Origin of the sequence: Mycobacterium bulgaricum (genome assembly GCF_041287165.2) — a bacterium.
In the GTDB taxonomy this organism is placed as follows: Bacteria; Actinomycetota; Actinomycetes; order Mycobacteriales; family Mycobacteriaceae; genus Mycobacterium; species Mycobacterium bulgaricum.
This window is the reverse complement of the sequence record NZ_JBGGKV020000001.1, coordinates 328,178-351,083: the sequence shown is the minus strand read 5'-3', so window position 1 is coordinate 351,083 and position 22,906 is coordinate 328,178. Positions and strand designations below refer to the sequence as shown.

General features: G+C 67.8%; 24 protein-coding genes. 14 read left to right on the top strand and 10 right to left on the bottom strand.

Annotation, left to right across the window (positions count from 1 at the left end; translation table 11 throughout):
• Window positions 1–8: 8 nt before the first annotated feature.
• Entirely contained in the window at window positions 9–359 is a 351-nt protein-coding gene (locus tag ACAG24_RS01765; RefSeq protein ID WP_370470981.1) for a rhodanese-like domain-containing protein, read from the bottom strand.
• 317 nt (window positions 360–676) lie between these two features.
• On the opposite strand from ACAG24_RS01765, the gene ACAG24_RS01760 reads away from it, so the two are divergent.
• Window positions 677–913, top strand: coding sequence for a hypothetical protein (locus ACAG24_RS01760; RefSeq protein ID WP_370471809.1), 237 nt, complete (start codon window positions 677–679; stop codon window positions 911–913).
• A gap of 8 nt (window positions 914–921) precedes the next feature.
• On the opposite strand, the gene ACAG24_RS01755 is transcribed toward ACAG24_RS01760, so the two are convergent.
• Window positions 922–1,266, bottom strand: a complete 345-nt coding sequence (locus ACAG24_RS01755; protein ID WP_370470980.1) for a S26 family signal peptidase — start codon at window positions 1,264–1,266, stop codon at window positions 922–924.
• Between the two features lie 23 nt (window positions 1,267–1,289).
• Between ACAG24_RS01755 and sodN the strand changes: the two genes are divergently transcribed.
• The 3 genes from sodN to ACAG24_RS01740 all read left to right on the top strand — a co-directional run bounded on the left by sodN (window position 1,290) and on the right by ACAG24_RS01740 (window position 3,322).
• A complete protein-coding gene (sodN, locus tag ACAG24_RS01750; protein WP_370470979.1) occupies window positions 1,290–1,724 on the top strand; it encodes a superoxide dismutase, Ni in 435 nt (144 codons plus the stop codon).
• Window positions 1,725–1,933: 209 nt separating this feature from the next.
• Window positions 1,934–2,467, top strand: a complete 534-nt coding sequence (locus tag ACAG24_RS01745) for a peptidase (protein WP_370470978.1) — start codon at window positions 1,934–1,936, stop codon at window positions 2,465–2,467.
• A 456-nt stretch (window positions 2,468–2,923) separates the two neighbouring features.
• Complete coding sequence (locus tag ACAG24_RS01740) at window positions 2,924–3,322, top strand: helix-turn-helix domain-containing protein (RefSeq protein WP_011782790.1); 399 nt, start codon at window positions 2,924–2,926, stop codon at window positions 3,320–3,322.
• A 64-nt stretch (window positions 3,323–3,386) separates the two neighbouring features.
• On the opposite strand, the gene ACAG24_RS01735 is transcribed toward ACAG24_RS01740, so the two are convergent.
• The 3 genes from ACAG24_RS01735 to ACAG24_RS01725 form a co-directional block, all read right to left on the bottom strand.
• Window positions 3,387–4,526 (bottom strand): hypothetical protein, encoded by a 1,140-nt coding sequence (locus ACAG24_RS01735; RefSeq protein ID WP_370470977.1) that lies wholly within the window; start codon window positions 4,524–4,526, stop codon window positions 3,387–3,389.
• Window positions 4,523–5,014, bottom strand: coding sequence for an ImmA/IrrE family metallo-endopeptidase (locus tag ACAG24_RS01730; RefSeq protein WP_370470976.1), 492 nt, complete (start codon window positions 5,012–5,014; stop codon window positions 4,523–4,525). The genes ACAG24_RS01735 and ACAG24_RS01730 overlap by 4 nt, the downstream gene beginning before the upstream one ends.
• A 61-nt stretch (window positions 5,015–5,075) precedes the next feature.
• A complete protein-coding gene (locus ACAG24_RS01725; RefSeq protein WP_370470975.1) occupies window positions 5,076–5,975 on the bottom strand; it encodes a hypothetical protein in 900 nt (299 codons plus the stop codon).
• A 214-nt stretch (window positions 5,976–6,189) separates the two neighbouring features.
• Between ACAG24_RS01725 and ACAG24_RS01720 the strand changes: the two genes are divergently transcribed.
• From ACAG24_RS01720 to rraA, 6 genes are read left to right on the top strand one after another with little or no spacing between them, the layout of a single operon-like run.
• Window positions 6,190–6,846: a DUF6474 family protein gene (locus tag ACAG24_RS01720; RefSeq protein WP_370471750.1), complete on the top strand. Its 657-nt coding sequence runs from the start codon at window positions 6,190–6,192 to the stop codon at window positions 6,844–6,846.
• 4 nt (window positions 6,847–6,850) lie between these two features.
• Window positions 6,851–7,366 carry a hypothetical protein gene (locus ACAG24_RS01715; protein ID WP_370470974.1) on the top strand — a complete coding sequence of 172 codons (516 nt, stop codon included), beginning with the start codon at window positions 6,851–6,853 and terminating at the stop codon, window positions 7,364–7,366.
• Between the two features lie 36 nt (window positions 7,367–7,402).
• Window positions 7,403–7,966, top strand: a complete 564-nt coding sequence (locus tag ACAG24_RS01710; RefSeq protein WP_370470973.1) for a copper resistance CopC family protein — start codon at window positions 7,403–7,405, stop codon at window positions 7,964–7,966.
• A complete protein-coding gene (locus ACAG24_RS01705) occupies window positions 7,963–8,886 on the top strand; it encodes a CopD family protein (protein WP_370470972.1) in 924 nt (307 codons plus the stop codon). The genes ACAG24_RS01710 and ACAG24_RS01705 overlap by 4 nt, the downstream gene beginning before the upstream one ends.
• Before the next feature lie 42 nt (window positions 8,887–8,928).
• Window positions 8,929–9,369 carry an Rv3852 family protein gene (locus tag ACAG24_RS01700; RefSeq protein ID WP_370470971.1) on the top strand — a complete coding sequence of 147 codons (441 nt, stop codon included), beginning with the start codon at window positions 8,929–8,931 and terminating at the stop codon, window positions 9,367–9,369.
• A 19-nt stretch (window positions 9,370–9,388) separates the two neighbouring features.
• Complete coding sequence (rraA, locus tag ACAG24_RS01695; RefSeq protein ID WP_370470970.1) at window positions 9,389–9,871, top strand: ribonuclease E activity regulator RraA; 483 nt, start codon at window positions 9,389–9,391, stop codon at window positions 9,869–9,871.
• 10 nt (window positions 9,872–9,881) lie between these two features.
• Here the strand turns inward: rraA and ACAG24_RS01690 are convergent, their stop codons facing one another.
• Window positions 9,882–11,351: a flavin-containing monooxygenase gene (locus ACAG24_RS01690; RefSeq protein ID WP_370470969.1), complete on the bottom strand. Its 1,470-nt coding sequence runs from the start codon at window positions 11,349–11,351 to the stop codon at window positions 9,882–9,884.
• A gap of 76 nt (window positions 11,352–11,427) precedes the next feature.
• On the opposite strand from ACAG24_RS01690, the gene ACAG24_RS01685 reads away from it, so the two are divergent.
• The 3 genes from ACAG24_RS01685 to ACAG24_RS01675 are packed head-to-tail and all read left to right on the top strand — an operon-like array spanning window position 11,428 to window position 13,739.
• Window positions 11,428–12,069, top strand: coding sequence for a TetR/AcrR family transcriptional regulator (locus tag ACAG24_RS01685; protein WP_370470968.1), 642 nt, complete (start codon window positions 11,428–11,430; stop codon window positions 12,067–12,069).
• A 24-nt stretch (window positions 12,070–12,093) separates the two neighbouring features.
• Window positions 12,094–13,302, top strand: a complete 1,209-nt coding sequence (gene dinB, locus ACAG24_RS01680; RefSeq protein ID WP_370470967.1) for a DNA polymerase IV — start codon at window positions 12,094–12,096, stop codon at window positions 13,300–13,302.
• 44 nt (window positions 13,303–13,346) lie between these two features.
• Entirely contained in the window at window positions 13,347–13,739 is a 393-nt protein-coding gene (locus ACAG24_RS01675; protein ID WP_370470966.1) for a hypothetical protein, read from the top strand.
• Here ACAG24_RS01675 and ACAG24_RS01670 read toward each other — a convergent pair.
• Window positions 13,736–14,743 carry a PHP domain-containing protein gene (locus ACAG24_RS01670; protein WP_370470965.1) on the bottom strand — a complete coding sequence of 336 codons (1,008 nt, stop codon included), beginning with the start codon at window positions 14,741–14,743 and terminating at the stop codon, window positions 13,736–13,738. The two genes, ACAG24_RS01675 and ACAG24_RS01670, sit on opposite strands and share 4 nt — an antisense overlap.
• 25 nt (window positions 14,744–14,768) lie before the next feature.
• Window positions 14,769–15,338: a TIGR03086 family metal-binding protein gene (locus ACAG24_RS01665; protein WP_370470964.1), complete on the bottom strand. Its 570-nt coding sequence runs from the start codon at window positions 15,336–15,338 to the stop codon at window positions 14,769–14,771.
• Between the two features lie 71 nt (window positions 15,339–15,409).
• Between ACAG24_RS01665 and ACAG24_RS01660 the strand changes: the two genes are divergently transcribed.
• Window positions 15,410–16,270 carry an LLM class F420-dependent oxidoreductase gene (locus ACAG24_RS01660; RefSeq protein WP_370470963.1) on the top strand — a complete coding sequence of 287 codons (861 nt, stop codon included), beginning with the start codon at window positions 15,410–15,412 and terminating at the stop codon, window positions 16,268–16,270.
• 500 nt (window positions 16,271–16,770) lie between these two features.
• Here ACAG24_RS01660 and ACAG24_RS01655 read toward each other — a convergent pair whose 3' ends face one another.
• Complete coding sequence (locus ACAG24_RS01655) at window positions 16,771–18,237, bottom strand: glutamate synthase subunit beta (RefSeq protein ID WP_370470962.1); 1,467 nt, start codon at window positions 18,235–18,237, stop codon at window positions 16,771–16,773.
• Window positions 18,230–22,861 carry a glutamate synthase large subunit gene (gltB, locus tag ACAG24_RS01650; protein WP_370470961.1) on the bottom strand — a complete coding sequence of 1,544 codons (4,632 nt, stop codon included), beginning with the start codon at window positions 22,859–22,861 and terminating at the stop codon, window positions 18,230–18,232. Before gltB ends, ACAG24_RS01655 begins: the two co-directional genes overlap by 8 nt.
• Between the last annotated feature and the right edge of the window lie 45 nt (window positions 22,862–22,906).

The following is a 22,906-nucleotide window of genomic DNA, read 5'->3' as shown; positions in this document are numbered from 1 at the left end:
AGGGTAGGTCAGACCGTCCCGGGGCCTCCGTCGTCGGTCACGACGGGACGTCCCGCTCCGGCCCAGGCGAGCATCCCGCCGGTCACGTTCACCGGCTCGTAGCCGTTGCGGGCCAGGTACTGCGCGACCCGCTGCGACCGCCCGCCCGCGTGGCAGACGACGAACAGCTGAGCCTCGGTGTCGATCTCCGCCAGCCGCGCCGGCACATCCCCCATCGGGATGTGCTGGGCGCCCGGCGCATGACCCCGCTGCCACTCGTCGTCTTCACGGACATCGAGAAGGACCGTGGTTCCGTCGCCGGCGTCGAAGTTCGTCGGAACGTCGCCGATCGCCACCTGTGGCACGTCGGTGTCATCCATGACCACATGCTGACACGGCCCGGCGACGACGCACCAGCAGCAATACCGACGACTTCCCGCCGCTATCCACAGTTTCCACAGATTCATCCACAGGTCGCCCCCGGGCGGACGATCGCTGCGGTGCAGTCAGTCGCAGTGAACACCTGTCAACATTGTGGATAACCGCGTCGACACCCTGGCCGCGATCAACAAGCCCGGATCTGCTCAGAGCGAAATCGCTCGCCGGTCTAAGCATTTCGGTGCCTTAGCACCGCGATCGCGTCCGATTTCTCGGCAGCGAACATGAGGCGTTATGATCGCCGTCACATGAGTGTTCTGTGACTGATGTCACTGAACTGGCGGGAACCGTATGCCGTTCGGGGGAGGTATCAGAGCGTGCAGGTGAGGAGCATCTGATGGCGTCGTCGTCGATGGGGTCGGGATCCGCGTTTCCGCCTTCGGAATGGCAGTCCTCTGCGCGCGCCTACACCCGCAGCCAGCTCATGGCATGCCTGCGTGCCGGACTCATCGCGCTGGTCCTGCTCGGCATCCTCGCCCTCATCGTCCTGTACTGACCCCGGGCTTACGTCTTCCGCGCGGTCCAGAGGACCCGGTAGGAACCCGCCGCAGGTACCCAGCCGAACTCCCGCGAATCCGTCACCCCCGGCGCGCCGGCGTTGTCGGACAGCGCCTCGAAGGTTGTGCCCGAAGGGGTTTCGCGCACTCCCCCGACACGTTTGATCAGGTAGCGCGTCGAGAGCAGCGGGTCGGGAAACACCCGCAGCTGACCTTGTTTCGGGGTCCCGCCCCGCACCGCGAGCAGCCCGTCACCGGGCAGCAGGGCCGGACGCATCGAGTCCTCGACGACGACGAAGCGGCGCACCAATCCGCTGCCGAACCACCGGGACGGCCCATGGTTACGCCGCATGGCCTAAGGGTAAGTTAGGGCACATGCTGCATCGACTCTTCGACTCCGTGTTCTCCGAAGCCACACCCGCTCACGCACACTGCGATCTGTACTGCGGCGTCTACGATCCCGCGCAGGCCAAGATCGAGGCGCTGTCCTGCCTCAAGACGATTCAGAAGTACCACGATTCCGACGACGAGCACTTCAAGACCCGCGCGATCATCATCAAGGAGCGTCAGGCCGAAGAGGTCAAGCACCACCTGATGGTCCTGTGGGCCGATTTCTTCACCAAAGACCACTTCGAGCAGTTCCCGAACCTGCACCAGCTGTTCTGGGACGGCGTCCACGGCGCGGGCGATGTGAAGAAGTCGCTCGACGCGGCCGTCGCCGAGAAGCTGCTCAAGACGATCGACGAGATCTCCGACATCTTCTGGCAGACCGACAAGGGCAAGCAGATGGGCGTCTACCCGCCCGCCTGACGCACCGCGTCGTCTGTACGAACCCATTCCCGGCTCGGTCCCCGCGACCGAGCCGGGTTTCGTTTGTCACCTGCCGGCAACGGTGGCTTTATTGTTACCTGCCGGCAACGGTGGCTTATTTGTTACCTGCCGGCAACGGTGGCCCTATTGTTACCTGCCGGCAACGGTGTCCTGTTGCGCCCCAACGCGTCCCTGTCGCATTCTGAGACATGGATTTCGGGTCCGGGCGGGCGATCGAGATCGCCCCGTTTCATTCGCAGGGGTCCCTCAAGGGGTTCGTGGTGTCGGGCAGGTGGCCGGACTCCACAAAGGAGTGGGCGCAGCTGCTCATGGTGGCCGTCCGGGTCGCATCCCTGCCGGGTCTGTTGTCGACCACCACCATCTTCGGCGCCCGGGAAGAACTGCCGGAGCAGCCGGCACCCGGAACGGTCGGCCTGGTGCTCGCCGAGGGAACCGTGGTCGGCGACACGGCGGTGCCGCCGGGTCACTTCGCCGACCACCAGCCTCCGGCGCTGATGATGCTGCACCCGCCGTCGGAGACCATGCCGTCGCTTCCCGAGTGCAGTGGGGCGGCCTCCGGATGCGTTCTGCTACCCGGGCTGCCGCACCTGGGGCTCGAACACCGGGCGGCCTGGGTGGAGGCCGAGTCGGACGGCACCGTGACGTCCATGGTGAGTCGCGTCGGCGTCGACCCGATCAGTCACCCCGACACCGCAATACTCGCCATGCTCCTCGCCGCCTGAGCCCGACACTCTCTGTCCTGCCACTGGCTACTGACAGTTTCATCACCTGCCCTCCTCGGCGTGCTTGCTCGAGTTTGCAGTCTCACGTGGCACGGAATGCCCCTGCCGATCATCTGAGCATTGGCTAACAATGCGCTGCCAGCAAACCCATGAAGCCTTGCGGAGTCAAAGACCTGAGAGTTGCCCGAGAAAAGTAGAGGGGCTTGTGTGACTGCGGCTGCAAAAGAGGCGTGATTACCGTTACTACGGTGCCGTTATTATTTGCTTAGCCGCACCGTACGATGGCGGTGCCAGGTGCGGTTATGCGTTGCACCGGAGTCGACGGCGGAGCACTGCAACGTGATCCTGGTTGACTTTTACGCGGTTTGCACTTGGTTGTGGCCACAACTGTCGCTACGATGATCAGCAAATACGCCGCCCTATGAACCCGCTCGCCTGTATGTGGAGGTCACAACGATGAGCAACACGTTTGCCGCTCGCCTCAATCGGCTGTTCGACACCGTTTACCCGCCCGGACGTGGGCCGCACACCTCTGCGGAGGTGATCGCAGCACTCAAGGCGGAGGGTGTCACCATGTCGGCGCCGTACCTGTCCCAGCTGCGTTCCGGCAACCGTACCAATCCGTCCGTGGCAACGATGGCGGCGCTTGCCAACTTCTTCCGCATCAAACCCGCCTACTTCACCGACGACGAGTACTACGAGAAGCTCGACAAGGAGCTGACGCTGCTCGCCGGAATGCGCGATGAAGGCGTTCGCCGAATTGCGGCACGCACGGTCGGGTTGTCGGCGGAAGCCAAGCAGGACATCGTTCAGAAGGTCGATGAACTGCGTCGCCGCGAAAACCTCGACGATTAGCCCGGTGCGGGTGCCGGCGAATCGGTCGGCAACGCATCCGCGCCGGCACGCTCGGTGACGGGTGTCAAACCCCGCTGAGCTGTCGGTATTGGCGGGAGATCTCGAGAATCCATTCCCGGTCCGAGTAGGTCGATGGCTGGCGCAGCCACGCCAGGCCGGGAAACTTGTCCCGTCCGTCTCCGGCGACCCCGTCGTGGCCCTCGTGGATCCACGCGGCCACCGCGGCGGCCTGCTCGATCGGTGACACGTCCGGCGCTTCGAGTTCGGACCGTTCGAGGAGTTCGTCCAGATCGCTGACGTCGGCGCCCGCGGTATCGACCGGACGCAGGGCGCCGTCGGCGGCGGTGGCCTCCAGGAACAGCGCGTCGGAGATCAGTGACATCCGCTCGGCGACGCGGAACACCAGCGGGCCCCGAGGGCGCACACCGATCCCCACGTCGGGGTGCCGGCGCCCCAGCTCCTCGAGCAGCGGCGCTATGGTGCGCAGTTCCTTGCGCGCACCGAACCAGTCCTCCAGGCTCGGCAACAGTGACCCGGCCGCCACCACGAGCATCGCGCACCCCAGCAGCGTGGCGGCCGCCCCGACGCCGACGAGGCCCTTGGTGCCCGCCACCCGCAGCAGGATGAAGGCCAGCGCCAGCACGATCAGCACGATGCCGACCGTGAACACGAACAGCGCGCGGCCGCGCCGAGTCCGGTTGGAGTGCCGCAGGCCGGCCCAGGCGACGAGGCTCAACGCCATCAGCACGTACAGAAGCGGAATCAGCCACGGCAGCGTGTTACCGCCGGAGTTGAGGTTGCGCCTCAGGTACTCCTCGGGTGACATCTCGGGCTGCTGACCCGCCATCAGGAAGATCGTCATGCTGATGCCGGCGATCACCGCGGCGACACCGTACTGGGCGAGGGCGATCTTCCTCGCAGCAGCCGGGGTGCGGATGGAGGAGACGGTCGTGATCATCACGCAACTGCCTGCCGCACAAGCGATCAGCGCGACCTGACTCAGGCCCATCGAGATGTTCGGCCAGCGCAGCAGAGTGTCGATGAGCAGGGTCAGAGGCTCCCAGTTGAGGGCCGCGACAACGCCGAGGCTGCCCAACGCGAGGATCATGGCGGTGCTCACCAGCGACTGCTTGTTGACCAGGGCCCAACCGATGCGGAGGCCGGTGGCCAATCCGAGAAGACCGGCGATCACCCAGATGATCAACCAAATGCCTCTCCGAGGCGAACCTGCACGATCGACGAGCGGTCCGACGGCAGGCGTCCCAGCCGATAGATCAGCAGCGCCGCGAAGTCCTCGGCTTCCTGCTCGGCGTCCTCGCCGCTGGGGCCCATGCATCCGGTGCGCTGGTTGAGCATGTACCCGATCAGCTCGGAGCTGGCGAGCTCGGTGCTGTCCCTGGCCGCCTGGACGACGGGGATCCCCTCGTGCCCGAGGACGAGGTGGCCCAGTTCGTGGGCGAGCGTGCGGTCCCAGGCCGGCAGACCCTGCTGGATCAGGAAGACGTCCCGGTCCGCGTACTGCCGCCACTGACCGCACACCCCGGGCGGTAGTTCGGCAGTCGCGAGCTCGATGGCCCGGCCGCGGCTTTCGCTGACGGCTTCGACCAGCCGGGGCAGCGACACCTCACCCCGTCGTGGAGCCAGATCGAGCACCTCGCTGACCGCGCGTGTGACACTGCGGCTCGCTGGCATGTTTCCCCCTCTCGATATCGACAACTATGCGCTGCTCTTCCGTCACGGGTGAGCGTTCTCCTCAGTTCATGAATCGCGCAATTCCACTGCTGCGCACACCATGTCCGGCTTTGGCCTGGCGGTATCCCAGCAGTCCGCCCGCACCGGTGAGGACCAGGATCCCCGCCAGCCCGGGCAGGGCCAGCGCAGCGATCTGAGAGATACCCGCCGAGCGCAGGTATTCGCCGTAGCCGACGCGACTGCCCGACGCCGGCATCGTGGCGCCACCACCCACCGACGCCGGAAACGGTTCACGTGCCTGCTGGGGCGCCGCGCCGATCGGACGCGGCGCTGCGGGGGCCGCGGCCCCGGGGAGCCCCGACGCAGGCCCGGCGCCTGCGGGACCGGCACCCGGCCCGACGGCCGGCACCGCGACGGGTGGCGCACCGATCGGTGCGGGGACGAAGACGGGCACGCTGACCGGCGCGGCGCGCACGTCCGTCGACGCGATCTCGATCCCCGGCACGATGTCGATCACGTCCGGGCGCCCCGCCCCGCCGGCCGCCGGTGCTCCCGGAATGCTCGGGGGCACGCCTACGGGCGGTCGGTCGCTGTCGTTGTCCTCCGGTGGCGGCGGCACCTCGGGCGTCTCCGGCCACGGCCAGGGCCACGGGGGCCCACAGTCTTCCTCGCCCTCCTCGCAGCAGGGCGGGCGCGGCGGCTCGTCCGCCTCGTCGACGGGGTCGTCGACCTTGCCGGGGGGATCGTCGTCGCCTTTCGGCGCCGGGGCGGGGTCGCCGCCGGCGTCCTCCGCCCGTGGGGGACGGTGACGCTTGCTGGTGTGCCTGCCCTCGCTCGGCGCGCTTTCTTCGCCGGTGGCCGGCCCGGGATCTGCGAAGGCGGTTGCGGTGCCGAGGCCGCCGACCAGCAGTCCGGTGGCCACAAAGCAGGACGCTGTCGCGATGCGCGCACGCGAACCCACGTCGTCACCCACCCTTCGACGCACTGACGCCGTCTCACCCCGATGTCCGGTCGATTCTCGCACAATCCGCGTTCGCGGTTTGCTGCCAAGCTCAAACAGGCAGCCCGGCGGGGAGCGGGACCACCCTGGTGAGCGGGTAACGATAGGGTTGGACACCGTCACCGCCGGTTACCCGGCGGACTGTGCCGATGAGACGAACCGGGAGGCCGCAGGGATGGGTCTGTTCAAACGACGCAAATCCCGCGCGACCCGCAGGGCCGAAGCTCGCGCCATCAAGGCCAAGGCCAAGCTCGAAGCCAAACTGTCGGCCAAGAACGAGGTCCGACGGTTCAAGGCCGAGCAGAAAGCCCAGACGCGCGCGCTCAAGTCCCAGCTGCGCGCCCAGCGGGAAAGTGACCGCGCCGCTCTCAGAGTTGCTGAGACGCAGCTGAAAGCCGTTCGGGAGGGCAAGCTGTTCTCCCCCACGAAAGTTCGCAGGGTGCTCACGATCACCCGTTTGCTGGCTCCCGTCGCCGTGCCGATCGTCTACCGGGCGTCCATCGCGGCGCGGGGGTTGATCGACGAGCGTCGCGCCGACCGGCTCGGGGTGCCGCTGACCCAGCTGGGCCAGTTCTCGGGGCACGGCGCCGAGCTGTCGGCACGCATCTCGGGCGCCGAGCAGTCGCTGCGCCTGCTGACCGACAAGCGGCCCAAGGACGCCGAGACCAAGCAGTTCGTCAGCGCGATGAATGACCGGCTCAGCGATCTTGCCGCCGCCGTCGCCGCGGCGGAGAACATGCCTTCCCCCCGTCGCCGGCCCGCGCACGCAGCCATCAGCGAGCAGCTCGACGGCATCGACGCCGACCTGATGGCCCGTCTCGGCGTGGTCTGACCCCTTGTCGAAAGCCCCCGCGCGACTGCGCGGTTCGGCGGCGGGCCTGCTGACGGCAGCGCTCACGCTGGCGGCGCACAGCGTCGGCGGCGGCGAACTGCCGCTGGGCGTCACCGCGATCCAACTGCTCGTCATCGCCGGCGCCGTCGGGGGTCTGGCGTCATCGTCGGCGCGTGCCGGGGACGCCCGCGTCCTGGGAGCGCTTCTCGCAGCAGGACAGGTTGCGGGGCACGCGGTCCTGGCGGTGCACGGAGATCACCACGGCACCGGCGCGCCCCCGTGGGCGATGGTCGCGGCGCACGTCGGGGCCACGGTTGCGGCCGCGTCGCTGATCGGTGTGGGCGACCGTCTGTGCCGGGCACTGTCGCAGGCGATACGGGCGTCGGCGCCGAGTGCGCCCCCGCCGGTGTCCGCGGCCGGGACTGCCGCGCTACGGACTGCGGACCAGCCCATGCGGGCTGCACTGGTGCTGGCGTCGTCGATCTCGCATCGGGGTCCTCCGGTCGCGGAGAGCCGCTGACCCAACACTCCGATCGACCCAGAAAGCAACCATCGAATGACAACGATTCAGCGCGCGCTGCGCGCTTTCTCCCTCACGGCCGCGACTGCCGTCCTCGCCTCCGGCGCGCTCGGCGCGGCAGGCACGGCCTGGGCCCATGCCGCCCTGGTCGCCAGTGATCCCGCCGATGCCGCGACCCTGCAGACACAGCCGGCACGTGTGAGCGCGACCTTCAACGAACCGATGCAGCCGCAGTTCGCGGCCATGACCGTCGTCGGACCCGACGGCGCGCAGTGGGGCGACGGCGAACCCGCCGTCGACGGCACCGACATCAGCGTGGCCGTGAAGCCCGGCTCACCGGCAGGCTCCTACACCGTGAACTACCGCGCCACGTCGGCCGACGGCCACGTGGTAACCGGCGCGTGGACCTACGAGGTGCTCGCGGCGGGCCCCCAGCCGGCGGCGACGCCAGGGGCACCCACGGCGACGACCACGGCCACCTCTGCTGGCGCGCCGACCGATAACGCCCCCGCGGACGGGCTGCCCGTGTGGCCGTTCGTCGCCGGGGTCACGGTGATCGTGGCGGCGGGCGCCATCTGGGCGGTTCGGCGCCGGTCGTGACGCACGGCCGGGCGGTGGCGGGTGGTGCACTCGTCACCGCGGCCTCGTGCGTAGTGGCCTGGGCCCTGGCCTATCCGGCGAGCATGTTGGGCCCGGCACTGGTGCGGGCCGTGGCCGACGCGGCCGCCGTGGTGACGGTGGGGCTGGCGGTGGTGCCGATGCTGGACGGGCCGCGATACCGGGCCGAGCTCACCCGACGCGCCACGGCGCCACTGGTGTCGGCCTCGGCGGTGTGGCTGGTGGCCGAGCTCATGCGCCTGGTGCTTGCCGGTGCGGAGGCCGCAGGCACCGCGGCCACCGACCTCGGGGTGGGAACCGCGTGGGCCTTCGCCACGCAGACCGCGGTGGGACGGGCCGGTCTTCTGACGATCATCGCCGCCGCCGTCGTGTGCGCGGCGGCGACGCTGGCCGGTCGGTCCGGCCCGGTGACCGTGATCGTTGCGGGCAGCGCGGGCATCGGCGTCATGGGACATCCGCTGACCGGACACCTGGCCGACAGCCCGTTCGGAGGCGTCGCCATCGCCGTCCACGCCCTGGCCGCCGCACTGTGGTGCGGTGTGCTGGCGGCGCTCGTTCTCACCGTCGATCACCGGGGGCAGTGGGCGCGGGTGCTGCCGAGGTTCTCGCAACTGTCGCTCGCCTCGGTCGCCGCATTGCTCGCCGGTGGCGCCGTGGGCGGTGTGGCGCTGCTGGCTTCGCCCGCCGAGCTCGCCACGACGGGTTACGGCCGGGTGCTGACGGCGAAGATCCTGCTCACGGCGGTGCTGCTCGTGCTGGCCTGGCGCAACCGGGAGATCTGGCTGCCCTCGGCACGCGCACACCGCAGCACCGCCACCGTGTCGCGGACCCGTGCCTACGCCGAACTGTCCCTCATGGCGGCCGCTCTGGCCGCCGCGGCGACCCTTTCGGTCACCGGCTGACACCGCCGGGTCGGCTCGCACCGACCTGGCATGATGGTGGCCATGGCAGACGAGCCGGATCGGCCTGACGAAAGTCCCGACAGCGCAACCCCACCGGTGCCGCCACCGGCCCCGCCGGCCAAGAAGGCCGCCGCCAAGAAGGCAGCGCCCGCCAAGAAAGCGGCGCCGGCCAAGAAGACCCCCGCCAAGAAAGCACCTGCGAAGAAGGCTGCCGCCAAGAAGGCAGCGCCCGCCAAGAAGGCTGCCCCGGCCAAGAAGGCCCCGACGCCTGCCGCAGACGCCGATCTTGCGTCAGCTGCGAAAGAGGCTGCGGCACAGGCGAAGACGACCGTGGCGACTGCAAGCAACGCTGTCTCGTCCCCGGCACCGGTGGCGATCACCGCGCCCGAGGCGTCCCGTCTGCCGCTCGTCGCAGCACTCGTGACCGGCGTCCTTGCGGTGGTGGTCGTCCTGCTCGCCGCTCGGCGCAACAGCGACAACTGATCGAAAGTCCTTGACGCACATGACTGTCACGCCTCGCGCCACCGCAGACCTGGTCGACGAGATCGGCCCGGATGTCCGGAGCTGCGATCTGCAGCTTCGACAGTACGGCGCACGCTCCCAGTTCGCCGGACCCATCACCACCGTGCGGTGCTTCCAGGACAACGCGCTGCTCAAGTCGGTGCTCTCCGAACCGGGCAACGGCGGGGTCCTAGTCATCGACGGCGACGGTTCGGTGCACACCGCCCTCGTCGGCGACCTGATCGCCGAACTGGGCCGCTCGAACGGATGGACCGGCCTGATCGTCAACGGGGCGGTCCGTGATGCGTCGACTCTGCGGACGCTCGACATCGGAATCAAGGCGCTCGGCACGAATCCGCGCAAGAGCACCAAGACCGGTGCGGGAGTTCGGGACGAAGCCGTCGAGTTCGGCGGCGTCGTCTTCACCCCGGGCGACATCGCCTACAGCGACGACGACGGAATCGTCGTCGTCGCTGCGGGCTGAAATCGCGGGGCTACACCGCTACCGGCGTGCGCGCCTTCGTGAATGCGAGCTCGTCGCCGTCGATCTTTCCGTTGCGGATCACCCGGAGATCGACGAGGTAGTTCTGCTTGAGCCGCCACGGCGCCTTCGAGCCGGACTTCGGCAGCCGGTCGAGCGCTCGCTTGATGTATCCCGATGTGAGGTCGACGAACGGAAGCCGCTCGACGTCGCTGCCGGGTTCGCGGGGCACAACGGTGTCGTAACCGTTTTCGGCCATGTAGTTGAGCAGCCGGCTGACATACTCAGATGTCAAGTCCGCCTTCAGGGTCCACGACGCGTTGGTGTAGCCGAAGGTGAACGCCATGTTCGGCACGTTGGACAGCATCATGCCCCGGTAGGCCACGGAATCGGCGAGATCCTGAGGCTCGCCGTTGCGCAGCACTTTCGCCCCGCCGAAGAACTGGACGTTCAAACCCGTTGCCGTGACGATGATGTCGGCGTCGAGCTTCTCGCCCGAGCTGAGGAGGATGCCGTCGGTGGTGAAGCGCTCGATGGTGTCGGTGACGACGTCGGCCTTACCCTTGCGGATCGCCTTGAAGATGTCGCCGTTGGGGGCCAGGCACACTCGCTGATCCCAGGGCTTGTAGTCCGGCGCGAAGTGCTTGTCGTAGTCGAAGCCCTCGGGCAGTCGCCGTTCGGCCATGGTGCGCAGAGCTTTTCGGAAGACGTTCGGCAGCGCCCGCGCGAGCTGATACTGCCCGGTGGCCGCCAGGATCGCCTTCCAACGCACCGCGGTGTAGGCCGTCTTCTCCGGCAGCAGGCGGTAGGCGCGCGCGGCGAACGGGTCCTTGTCCGGCAGCGAGCCGATGTAGGTCGGGGTGCGCTGCAGCATCGTCACATGGCCGGCGCCGTTGTCGATCAGCGCGGGAATGAGCGTGATCGCGGTGGCGCCGCTGCCGATCACGACGATCTTCTTGCCCTGGTAGTCCAGGTCTTCGGGCCAGTGCTGCGGGTGGATGATCGTGCCGGCGAAGTCGTCGGCGCCGGGGAACTCGGGCGAGAATCCCTGGTCGTAGTTGTAGTAACCGCTGCAGGCCCACAGGAAGCCGGCGTTCAGCTGGATCTCTTCGCCGTCGCGCTCGATCGTGAGCTCCCACCGGCGGTCCTCGTCGGACCAGTTCGCGGCGACGACCTTGTGCCCGTAACGGACGTGCTGCGCGATGCCGTTCTCGCTGGCGGCCTCGTTCAGGTAGTTCCAGATCGAAGGACCGTCGGCGATCATCTGATCGGTGGCCCACGGCTTGAAGTGGAACCCGAGGGTGTACATGTCGGAGTCCGAGCGGATACCGGGGTACTTGAAGAGGTCCCAGGTACCGCCAAGCTTGTCCCGACGCTCAAGAATCGCGTACTTCGTGCCGGGGCGCTGCTGCTGGAGGTGCCAGGCTGCGCTGATGCCGGAGATGCCGGCTCCGACGATGACAACGTCGACAAATTCGGTCATGGCGTCAAGCTATCAACAGCGTGTCGAACCAGTCAACACCCTGTCGAAAGTTTCAACACCGTGTAAAGTCAGCGGCGTGACCTCAGTGAGCCAAGCCCGACCGACCCGCGGACGCCGGTCGGCCCGGCCGTCCGGGGACGACCGCGAGCTGGCCATCCTGGAGACCGCCGAGCGGCTGCTCGAAACGCGTCCACTGGCCGAGATCTCCGTCGACGACCTTGCCAAGGGCGCCGGGATCTCGCGGCCGACCTTCTACTTCTACTTTTCCTCGAAGGACGCCGTCCTGCACAGCCTGCTCGGCAGGGTCATCGCCGATGCCGACGCCGCGCTGTTGCACCTGATCGCGCACCCGCCCGAGGACCGACGCATGATCTGGCGGCGTGGCATCAATGTGTTCGTCGAGACGTTCGGCGCTCATCGCGCCGTGTGCGCGGCCGCGACGGCGGCCAAGACCACCGACACCGAGTCGCGCGAATTGTGGGCGACATCGATGCAGCGGTGGATCGACCACATCACCGACGTCATCGAGACCGAGCGTGCCCGCGGGGCGGCCCCGACGACGATCCCCGCGCGTGAGCTGGCCACGACATTGAACCTGATGAACGAGGCGGTCATGGTGTCGTCGTTCATCGGCCACCAGCCGGCCCTGCCCGACGACCGGGTCCTCGACAACCTCGTGCACGTGTGGGTGACCAGCATCTACGGCGAAACCCACTGATCTGTCGGTGCCCGATGCGAACATATGTTCGTGTCCGGCGCGACGATTCTGCACGCTGACCTCGACTCGTTCTACGCATCCGTCGAGCAGCGCGATGATCCGTCCCTGCGGGGCAGGCCCGTGCTCGTCGGCGGCGGGGTCGTCCTGGCGGCGAGCTATGAGGCCAAGGCCTACGGCGTGCGCACGGCGATGGGCGGTCGCCAGGCCCGCGCGCTCTGCCCGCACGCGATCGTCGTCCCGCCACGCATGTCGGCGTATTCGCAGGCCAGCGAGGCGGTTTTCGAGGTGTTCCGCGACACCACACCGATAGTCGAGCCACTCTCGGTCGACGAGGCCTTCCTCGACGTGTCGGGCCTGCGGCGGGTGTCGGGGACGCCGGTGCAGATCGGTGCGCGGCTGCGGGACCGGGTTCGGGACGAGGTCGGGCTGCCCATCACGGTCGGGATCGCGCGGACGAAGTTCCTCGCCAAGGTCGCCAGCCAGGAAGCCAAGCCCGACGGGCTGCTGCTGGTGCCTCCCGATCGCGAGTTGGCGTTTCTGCATCCCCTGCCGGTACGTCGGCTCTGGGGTGTCGGCGCCAAGACGGCTGACAAGCTGCGGGTCCACGGCATCGAGACCGTCGCCGATGTCGCCGAGTTGAGCGAGCCGATGCTCGGTTCCATGGTGGGCGGCGCAATGGGGCGGCAGCTTTTCGCGTTGTCGCACAACGTGGATCGGCGCCGGGTGGTGACGGGCCAGCGGCGCCGCTCGGTGGGGGCACAACGCGCGCTGGGGCGGTCGGGCAACTCGATGACTGCCGACGAGGTCGACGCGGTCGTCGTCAACCTGATCGACCGGATCACCCGACGCATGCGCAAGGCCGACCGAACGGGGCGAACCGTGGTGCTGCGGTTGAGGTTCGACGATTTCGGCCGCGTGACCCGATCGCACACGATGCCGAGGGCGACGGCGTCGACCGACGCAATACTCGGTGCAGCCCGGCGGTTGGTCGCGGCGGCGGAGCCCCTGATCACCGAGCGTGGGCTGACGCTGATCGGGTTCGCGGTGCGCAACATCGACCGCGAGGGTGCCCAGCAGCTGGAGTTGCCGCTTGCCGACGCAGAAGCCAGGGACTCGCTGACGATCGACCTGGCGATCGACAAGGTGCGGGGACGCTATGGCACTGCAGCGCTGACGCGCGGCGTCCTGGTGGGCCGCGACCCCGGATTGGAGATGCCTATGCTGCCCGACTGATGAGGTGTTGACCTCAATCTCGGTTGAGGTCTTTCGGTCCTGCCATGACCCCCATTGCGCTGGGACGCTACCGCGCTGCCGGTCGACGGGCTCGGGTTCGGCACGCTGTGGATCAACGGCGGGGGGCTCGGCAGGCACTCGACGAGGGGGCTGCGGCCGCGCGGGCCACCGCGCGGAAGCCGCTGCGACTTCTGACGGCGATGGCCAGCTACCGGAAATCGCTGACGCGACAGGGTTTTTCGGACTCCGACATCGCGTCGCTCAGCGACGATCTGGTGAATTCGCTGGTGTCCTTGGGCGGGCCTGCCGACGTCGTCGAGCGTGCCGATCGGCTGCGCGAGGCCGGCGCCGACGACGTACACCTGACGGTTCTCGGCGAGGGCACCCAGCCGACGGGCGCCGCCGCCGCACGACTGCTGGCCGCCGAATTCGGCTAGCCGGCGCGCGTCCAGTCGAGCAGGGTGTCGGCGGGCCAGGTGTTGACGATGCGCTCGGGTTCGAGTCCTGCGTCAAGCGCGCGCTGGGCGCCGTAGCCGAGAAACTCCAACTGGCCCGGGGCGTGGGAGTCCGTGTCGATCGAGAAGACGCAGCCGATCTCCATGGCGAGTTCGAGCAACCGGGTGGGCGGGTCGCGGCGCTCGGGGCGTGAGTTGATCTCGACTGCGGTCCCCGCGTCGCGGCACAGGCCGAACACCTTCTCGGCGTCGAACTTCGACTCGGGCCGCACCCCCCTGCCCCCGGTGACGAGCCTGCCCGTGCAGTGGCCGAGAACGTCGGTGTGGGGGTTGGCGACCGCGGTGAGCATGCGGCGGGTCATCGCCGGGGCGTCCATGGCGAGTTTGGAATGCACGCTGGCGACGACGATGTCGAGACGTTCGAGCAGTTCGTCCTCCTGGTCCAGGGAGCCGTCTTCGAGGATGTCGACCTCGATCCCGGTGAGAATCCGCATGGGAGCCACCTTTTCGCGGATCTCGTCGATGACGTCGAGCTGGTGCCGTAGCCGATCCGGAGACAGGCCGTTGGCGATGCGCAGGCGCGGTGAGTGGTCGGTGAGGGCGCAGTATTCGTGTCCCAGGTCGCGGGCGGCCATCATCATCTCTTCGATCGGCGCGGATCCGTCGGACCAGTTCGAGTGCACGTGCAGATCGCCGCGCAGCGCGGCGCGGATGTCGCCGCCGCCGAGATCCTGTGACGACTCACGGAGTTCGACGAGTGCGTCGGGTTCGCGGCCGGCCCACGCCTGCGCGATGACCTTCGCTGTCTTGGGCCCGACCTTCGGCAACGTCTGCCAGCTGTTGGCCGCGCCGTGCTTCTCGCGTTGGGCGTCGGTGAGCGCTTCGACGACATCGGCGGCGTTCCGGTAGGCCATCACCCTGCGGGAGTCTTCGCGCGCGCGGTCCTTGTAATAGGCGATCTGGCGCAGCGCGGTGACCGGGTCCATGACTCCAGTGTGCCCCGATCCGAACCTAGCTAGTCCAGGCGGGATCCCGGCCGGTCAGCGCGACCACGCGATCCATCAGCGGCGCATCGTCGGGTACCGGCACAGCTGCGCCGAACAATCCCTCGATGGGCTCACCGCCGGAGAAGGACGCCACGTGATCGCGGACCGCGGTCAGCATCTTGTCGGGCACGTCGTAGGGCAACCCCGCCGCCACCGCGACGTCCCAGCCGTGCACCACGACTTCGGTCAGTGCGATCAGCCCCCCGACGTCGGCCGGGAAGTCGACACCGCCCGCTCGCGACATCCCCTCCCAGGCCGCCGGCTCTCGCCACGCCTCGGCGAGGCGCGCGAGATGTCCGGGGTAGGACGTCCGCCAGTCGGCGTCCGGACCGTCACCCATCTCGGGCGCAGTGTCGGTCAGTTCGCCGAACTCCTTGCGCGCCGCCGCCTCGAACGCCAGCGACAGGCCACCGATGTGCGCGATCACCGCGCCCAGATCCATCGAGCCACACGGGGTGGCCGCCGCCAGCTGATCATCGTTCACCTGGCCCAGCAGTTCCGCCGTGCCAACGCATGCCGCAGTCATATCGATCATGCCGATACAGACCAGCACACCCGGCAGGACTCATCGCGCGCTTTCAGGAATCAGGACTAGCCTCGGTGGACGTGCGATTCGCCTTCAAAACTTCCCCGCAGAACACCACATGGTCCGACATGCTCGCCATCTGGAAGGCCGCCGACCAGATCGATGTCTTCGAATCGGGCTGGACCTTCGACCATTTCTACCCGATCTTTTCCGACTCGAAGGGGCCTTGCCTCGAAGGCTGGATCACCCTCACCGCCCTCGCCCAGGCCACCACGCGCCTGCGGGTCGGCGTGCTCGTCACCGGTATCCACTACCGCCATCCCGCAGTACTCGCCAACATGGCCTCGGCGTTGGACATCGTCTCCGACGGCCGTCTCGAGCTGGGCATCGGCGCCGGGTGGAACGAGGAGGAGTCCGGCGCCTACGGCATCGAGCTGGGCAGCATCAAGGAGCGGTTCGATCGGTTCGAGGAGGCGTGTCAGGTTCTCAAGGGTCTTCTGAGCCAGGAGACCACGACGTTCGACGGCACGTTCTATCAACTCAAGGACGCCCGCAACGAGCCCAAGGGACCCCAGCAGCCTCATCCACCGATCTGCATCGGCGGCAGCGGCGAGAAGCGGACGCTGCGGATCACCGCGCAGTACGCAGACCACTGGAACTTCGTCGGCGGCACCCCCGAGGAGTTCGCCCGCAAGCGCGACGTGCTGGCCGCGCACTGCGCCGACATCGGCCGCGACCCGAAGGAGATCATGCTCTCGGCCCACGTCCGGTTGGGCGAAGACCGGGACTACGACAAGGTCATCGAGGAGGCTGCGGCCCTGGGTGGAGAAGGACTGGATCTCGCGATCATCTATCTGCCGCCGCCGTACGATCCCGCGGTGCTGGAGCCATTGGCCGACAAGATCAGCGCCTCGGGATTGCTCACCAGCAAAGACGGCTGACGATCACGAAACGATAACGAACAAGCAAACGTTCGATCACACGCGGTACAGACCCGGCCTTCGGCCGAGCCAGGGTTCGCTAGACGCCGTAGCGAAGGAGTTCGTCGGCGGTGATCAGCCGCTCTGCCTTTGCGGGGAACTCGCGGCTCTTGACCGGGTGACGGAACAATGTCCAGGCGATTCGACCCACCCGTGACCGGGTAATCGGGTTGAGATACATGGCGATTACTCCTGCGGTGTGCGATAGCTGAACCGGGGAGTCACGTTACCCCAGCTTCCTCACCAAGTCATTAGATACCGGGGTCTCGGCAAACTCGCGAAGCCACGCCGATCAATCGTCAGATGTTTTTATTGTGACTGGAGTGACCAATGTGACTTCGCGAGATCGATTCGTGATATCAAGATCACCGCAGTCCAACCGCCATTGTGGGATCCACACAACGCAGCGCCGAAGGTCAATTTTCGGTCACAATGCCCGAGCCGGGGCGCAGGCCGGAGAGCTAACGCTGCGGCAGCGCGGTGGGCTTGATCGGCGCAGGCAGCGCCGAATTGCCCATCAGGTACTTGTCCACCGCGGATGCTGCGGCCCGGCCCTCGGCAATCGCCCACACGATCAGCGACTGCCCCCGGCCCATGTCGCCGGCCACGTAGACGCCAGGCACCGACGTCGCGAACACTGAGTCGCGTCCGACGTTGCCGCGCTCGTTGATCTCCACGCCGAGGTCGGTCAGCAGCCCCTCCCGCTCCGGCCCGGTGAAACCCATCGCCAGCAGCACGAGGTCGGCCTCCATGTCGAAGTCGGTGTCTTCCACCTTCTCGAACTTGCCGTTCTTCATCTCGACTTCGTAGCCGCGCAGGCCCTTCACGCGTCCGTCCTCGCCGTAGAACTCCTCGGTGTTGACGGAGTAGACGCGCTCGCCACCCTCCTCGTGCGCCGAGGTGACGCGGTACATCAGCGGGTAGGTCGGCCACGGCGTGGAATCGGCACGCGTCTCGGGCGGCCGCGGCATGATCTCGAACTGGTGCACGCTGACCGCGCCCTGGCGGTGCGACGTGCCCAGACAGTCGGCGCCGGTGTCGCCACCGCCGATGATGATGACCTTCTTGTCCTTGGCGGTGATCGGCGGCTGCCCGTTCTCGTCGATGACGGGGTCGCCGAGCTGCACCCGGTTGGCCCACGGCAGGAACTCCATGGCCTGGTGGATGCCGTCGAGCTCTCGGCCGGGGATCGGCAGATCCCGTCGCGCGGTTGCCCCGCCGGCCAGCACCACCGCATCGAACTCCGAACGCAGTTGCGCCGCGGTGATGTCCACACCGACGTTGACGCCGACCCGGAATTCGGTGCCCTCGGCCCGCATCTGGTCGAGACGCCGGTCGATGTGGCGCTTCTCCATCTTGAACTCAGGGATGCCGTAGCGCAGCAGACCACCGATGCGGTCGTCGCGCTCGAACACCGTCACCTTGTGGCCGGCGCGCGTGAGCTGTTGCGCGGCGGCCAATCCCGCGGGCCCGGAGCCGACTACCGCGACGGTCTTGCCCGTCAGCTTGGTCGGGGGCAGCGGGACGACCCAGCCCTCCTTGAAGGCGTTGTCGATGATCTCGACCTCGACCTGCTTGATGGTCACCGGATCCTGGTTGATGCCGAGCACGCACGAACCCTCACACGGAGCGGGGCACAGCCGGCCGGTGAACTCCGGGAAGTTGTTGGTGGCGTGCAGGCGTTCGATGGCGTCGCGCCAACGACCCGTGCGCACCAGGTCGTTCCACTCCGGGATCAGGTTGCCCAGCGGACAACCGTTGTGGCAGAAGGGGATACCGCAATCCATACAACGGCTCGCCTGCGCCTTGAGCGTGTCGTGGGAGAAGTCTTCGTACACCTCTCGCCAGTCCTTCAGACGAAGGTCGACCGGACGGCGCTGCGGCGTCTCGCGGTGGGTGTTCTTGAGGAATCCGCGTGGGTCAGCCATTTGCGGCCGCCATGATCGCCTCGGCGACGCCGTTCTCGTCGGCACCGCTCTGTTCGGCTTCGGCGATCGCCTGCAGCACACGCTTGTAGTCGCGCGGCATGACCTTCTTGAACTTGGACAATTCCGATCCGTTCCATCCCGCCAGGATCTGTTGCCCCACCGGGGAATCGGTGGCGTCAACGTGCGCCTGGATCATGTCGTGGACGAACACGGCGTCTTCGGAGTCGACGTCGCCGAGATCCTCCAGTTCGACCATCTCCGAGTTGAGGTTGCCGGCGAGAGCGTCGTCGGGGTCGTAGACATAGCCGATGCCGCCGGACATGCCCGCCGCGAAGTTCCGCCCGGTCGGACCGAGAATGACGACCCGGCCACCGGTCATGTACTCGCAGCCGTGGTCGCCGACTCCCTCCACCACCGCGTGGGCGCCGGAATTACGCACGGCGAACCGCTCCCCGACCTGACCGCGCAGGAACATCTGCCCACTGGTCGCACCGAACAGCACCACGTTGCCCGCGATGATGTTGTCCTCGGCCGCGTAGTTCTCGGGAGCGCCCTCGGGCGGTCGCACCACGATCCGGCCACCGGACAATCCCTTGCCCACGTAGTCGTTGGCGTCGCCGTACACCCTCAGCGTGATGCCCTTGGGGACGAACGCACCGAAGCTGTTGCCGGCCGAACCCTCGAACGTGATGTCGATCGTGCCGTCCGGAAGCCCCTGGCCGCCATAGGCTTTGGTGACCTCGTGGCCCAGCATCGTGCCGACGGTGCGGTTGACGTTCGCGATGGTCGTCGAGAAACGCACCGGGGTCCCATGGTCGATCGCCTCGCGGCTCTGCGTGATGAGCTGCTGATCGAGGGCCTTGTCCAGACCGTGATCCTGACGCGAGCTGCAGTAGAGGTCCTGGTTCATGAACGCCGACTCGGGCTCGTGCAGCACCGGCGCCAGGTCCAGCTTGTGGGCCTTCCAGTGCTCGGCGGCCCGCGTGGTGTCAAGTGCGGAGACCTGCCCGACCATCTCGTTGACGGTGCGGAAACCCAACTGCGCCATCAGTTCCCGGACTTCCTCGGCGACGAAGAGGAAGAAGTTCTCCACGAACTCGGGCTTGCCGTTGAAGCGCTGGCGCAGCAGCGGATTCTGCGTGGCCACGCCGACGGGGCAGGTGTCGAGGTGGCAGACGCGCATCATGATGCAGCCGGCGACCACCAGCGGAGCGGTCGCGAAGCCGAACTCCTCGGCGCCGAGCAGCGCGGCGACCACGACGTCGCGGCCGGTCTTGAGCTGACCGTCCACCTGCACGACGATGCGGTCGCGAAGTCCGTTGAGCAGCAACGTCTGCTGGGTCTCGGCCAGGCCGAGCTCCCACGGTGCGCCTGCGTGCTTCATCGACGTCAGCGGCGTCGCACCGGTGCCGCCGTCGTGACCCGAGATCAGGACGACGTCGGCGTGCGCCTTCGACACGCCGGCCGCCACTGTCCCGACGCCGTTCTCGGAGACCAGCTTGACGTGCACACGGGCCTGCGGGTTGGCGTTCTTCAGGTCGTGGATCAGCTGCGCGAGATCCTCGATCGAGTAGATGTCGTGGTGTGGGGGCGGCGAGATGAGGCCGACACCGGGCGTCGAGTGACGCACCTCGGCGACCCACGGGTACACCTTGTGACCCGGAAGCTGGCCTCCCTCACCGGGTTTGGCGCCCTGGGCCATCTTGATCTGGATGTCGGTGCAGTTCGTCAGGTAATGCGACGTCACGCCGAACCGGCCCGACGCCACCTGCTTGATCGCGCTGCGCCGCCAGTCGCCGTTCTCGTCGCGGTCGAAGCGCGCGACCGATTCGCCGCCCTCGCCCGAGTTCGACCGCCCACCGAGGCGGTTCATCGCGATCGCGAGCGTCTCGTGGGCCTCGGCCGAGATCGAGCCGTAGCTCATCGCGCCCGTCGAGAAGCGCTTCACGATCTCGCTGGCGGGCTCGACCTCGTCCAGCGGGACCGGCGGGCGTTGGCCGTCGCGGAACTTCAGCAGACCGCGCAGCGACGCCATGCGCTCGCTCTGGTCGTCGACCAGCTGGGTGTACTCCTTGAAGATGTCGTACTGCCCGGTGCGCGTCGAGTGCTGCAGCTTGAAGACGGTGTCGGGGTTGAACAGGTGGTATTCACCCTCGCGCCGCCACTGGTATTCGCCGCCGACCTCGAGTTCGCGGTGCGCCCATTCGTCGGGTCGGTCCAGGTACGCCAGGGCGTGCCGGGTGGAGATGTCGTCGGCGATGTCGTCGAGGTCGATGCCGCCGACGGGGCAGGCCAGCCCGGTGAAGTACTCGTCGAGCACCTTCTGGCTGATGCCGATGGCCTGGAACAGCTGAGCGCCGGTGTAGGACGCCAGGGTGGAGATGCCCATCTTGGACATCACCTTGAGCACGCCCTTGCCCGCGGCCTTGACGTAGTTGGCCTTGGCCTGGTCGCTGCTGATCCCGGTGATGACGCCGCGGTCGACCATGTCCTCGATGGACTCGAACGCCATGTACGGGTTGATCGCGGCGGCGCCGAAGCCGACGAGGGCCGCCATGTGGTGCACCTCGCGGGCGTCGCCCGCCTCGACGACGAGGCCGACCTGGGTGCGGGTCCGGTCGCGGACGAGGTGGTGGTGGACGGCCGAGACGGACAGCAGCGACGGAATCGGCGCCATCGACTCGTCGGACTCGCGGTCGGACAGCACGATGATGCGGGCGCCGTCGCGGATCGCCGACGACACCTTGGCGCGGACGTTGTCCAGCGCCTCTTTGAGGCCCTGGCCGCCGCGATTCACGGGGTACAGGCAGCGGATGACGGCGGCGCGCAGTCCGTGCTTGTGGCCGCGGATCTCGTGGTCGGGGTCGACGCACATCAGCTTGGAGAGCTCGGCGTTGCGCAGGATCGGGTTCGACAGAACGATCTGGCGGCACGAGTCGGCGGTCGGGTTCAGCAGGTCGCCTTCGGGGCCGACGGTGCCGGCGAGGCTGGTCACCACCTCTTCGCGGATGGCGTCCAACGGAGGGTTGGTGACCTGGGCGAACAGCTGCTGGAAGTAGTCGTAGAGCATCCGCGGCCGGGCGGAGAGCACCGCGATCGGGGTGTCGGTGCCCATGGAGCCCAGCGCCTCGGCGCCGGTGCGCGCCATCGGCGCCACGAGAAGGTTCAGCTCCTCGTAGGTGTAGCCGAAGATCTGCTGGCGCAGGACGACGCGGTGGTGCGGCATCCGCACGTAGTCGCCCGGCGGCAGCTCGTCGAGCTGGAACAGGCCCTTGTCGAGCCATTCCTGGTACGGCTGCTCGGCGGCCAGCTGTGCCTTGATCTCCTCGTCGGACACGATGCGGCCCTGCGCGGTGTCGACGAGGAACATGCGGCCGGGCTGCAGGCGCAGCTTCTGGACGACGGTGCCCGGGTCGAGGTCGAGGACACCGGCTTCCGACGCCATCACGACGAGGCCGTCGCTGGTGACCCAGATCCGGGAGGGGCGCAGACCGTTGCGGTCGAGGACCGCGCCGATGACCGTGCCGTCGGTGAAGCACACCGAGGCGGGGCCGTCCCACGGCTCCATCAGCGACGAGTGGTACTGGTAGAACGCCCGGCGTGCGGGGTCCATCGACTCGTGCCGCTCCCAGGCCTCCGGGATCATCATCAGCACGGCGTGCGGCAGGCTGCGGCCGCCAAGGTGCAGGAGCTCGAGCACCTCGTCGAAGCGTGCGGTGTCCGATGCGCCCGGGGTACAGACGGGAACGATCTTGTCGAGATCTTTTCCTTTACCGAACACGTCCGTCTTGATCAGCGCCTCACGCGCACGCATCCAGTTCTCGTTGCCGTTGACGGTGTTGATCTCACCGTTGTGCGCGACGCGGCGGAACGGGTGCGCCAGGGGCCAGGACGGGAAGGTGTTGGTCGAGAAGCGGGAGTGGACGATGCCCAGCGCACTGGTCAACCGTTCGTCCTGCAGGTCGAGGTAGAAGGCCCGCAACTGCGGTGTCGTCAGCATGCCCTTGTAGACGAACGTCTGCCCAGACAGGCTCGGGAAGTACACGGTCTCGCGACCCGGGCCGTCCTGACCGGGGCCCTTGGTTCCGAGCTCGTGCTCGGCGCGTTTGCGGACGACGTAGGCGCGCCGCTCCAACTCCATGTCGGACGCGCCGGCGAGGAACACCTGACGGAACGTCGGCATGGCGTCGCGAGCGAGGGCGCCCAGTGACGAATCATCGGTCGGGACGTCGCGCCAGCCGAGCACCTGCAGACCCTCGGCCTCGGCGATCTTCGCGACGGACTCGCAGGCCATCGCGGCGTCCTTGGACGACTGTGGCAGGAATGCAATGCCCGTGGCATAACTGCCGGGCTCGGGCAGGTCGAAGTCGACGACGGCGCGGAAGAACTCGTCAGGAACCTGCAGGAGGATGCCCGCACCGTCGCCGGTGTTCGGCTCGGCGCCCTGGGCGCCGCGGTGTTCGAGGTTCAGCAGCGCAGTGATCGCCTTGTCGACGATGTCGCGGCTACGGCGGCCGTGGATATCGGCGACCATCGCGACACCGCACGAGTCGTGCTCGAACGCGGGGTTGTAAAGGCCCTGCGGACGCGAGGAGCAATAAGAGCCCTGACGACTGGGCGCCATTCCCACCTACCTCTGAAAGCACACTTCTCGACTCGAAATCACGAA

What these genes read in the sequence shown, in the direction of transcription:
- ACAG24_RS01710 (WP_370470973.1), top strand. Translation starts at nt 7,403, where the DNA reads ATGACAACGATTCAGCGCGCGCTGCGCGCTTTCTCCCTCACGGCCGCG.
- sodN (WP_370470979.1), top strand. Translation starts at nt 1,290, where the DNA reads ATGCTGCATCGACTCTTCGACTCCGTGTTCTCCGAAGCCACACCCGCT.
- ACAG24_RS01730 (WP_370470976.1), bottom strand. Translation starts at nt 5,014, where the DNA reads ATGCCAGCGAGCCGCAGTGTCACACGCGCGGTCAGCGAGGTGCTCGAT.
- ACAG24_RS01765 (WP_370470981.1), bottom strand. Translation starts at nt 359, where the DNA reads ATGGATGACACCGACGTGCCACAGGTGGCGATCGGCGACGTTCCGACG.
- gltB (WP_370470961.1), bottom strand. Translation starts at nt 22,861, where the DNA reads ATGGCGCCCAGTCGTCAGGGCTCTTATTGCTCCTCGCGTCCGCAGGGC.
- ACAG24_RS01745 (WP_370470978.1), top strand. Translation starts at nt 1,934, where the DNA reads ATGGATTTCGGGTCCGGGCGGGCGATCGAGATCGCCCCGTTTCATTCG.
- ACAG24_RS01675 (WP_370470966.1), top strand. Translation starts at nt 13,347, where the DNA reads ATGACCCCCATTGCGCTGGGACGCTACCGCGCTGCCGGTCGACGGGCT.
- ACAG24_RS01690 (WP_370470969.1), bottom strand. Translation starts at nt 11,351, where the DNA reads ATGACCGAATTTGTCGACGTTGTCATCGTCGGAGCCGGCATCTCCGGC.
- ACAG24_RS01700 (WP_370470971.1), top strand. Translation starts at nt 8,929, where the DNA reads ATGGCAGACGAGCCGGATCGGCCTGACGAAAGTCCCGACAGCGCAACC.
- ACAG24_RS01720 (WP_370471750.1), top strand. Translation starts at nt 6,190, where the DNA reads ATGGGTCTGTTCAAACGACGCAAATCCCGCGCGACCCGCAGGGCCGAA.
- ACAG24_RS01755 (WP_370470980.1), bottom strand. Translation starts at nt 1,266, where the DNA reads ATGCGGCGTAACCATGGGCCGTCCCGGTGGTTCGGCAGCGGATTGGTG.
- dinB (WP_370470967.1), top strand. Translation starts at nt 12,094, where the DNA reads ATGTTCGTGTCCGGCGCGACGATTCTGCACGCTGACCTCGACTCGTTC.
- ACAG24_RS01670 (WP_370470965.1), bottom strand. Translation starts at nt 14,743, where the DNA reads ATGGACCCGGTCACCGCGCTGCGCCAGATCGCCTATTACAAGGACCGC.
- ACAG24_RS01655 (WP_370470962.1), bottom strand. Translation starts at nt 18,237, where the DNA reads ATGGCTGACCCACGCGGATTCCTCAAGAACACCCACCGCGAGACGCCG.
- ACAG24_RS01665 (WP_370470964.1), bottom strand. Translation starts at nt 15,338, where the DNA reads ATGATCGATATGACTGCGGCATGCGTTGGCACGGCGGAACTGCTGGGC.
- ACAG24_RS01740 (WP_011782790.1), top strand. Translation starts at nt 2,924, where the DNA reads ATGAGCAACACGTTTGCCGCTCGCCTCAATCGGCTGTTCGACACCGTT.
- rraA (WP_370470970.1), top strand. Translation starts at nt 9,389, where the DNA reads ATGACTGTCACGCCTCGCGCCACCGCAGACCTGGTCGACGAGATCGGC.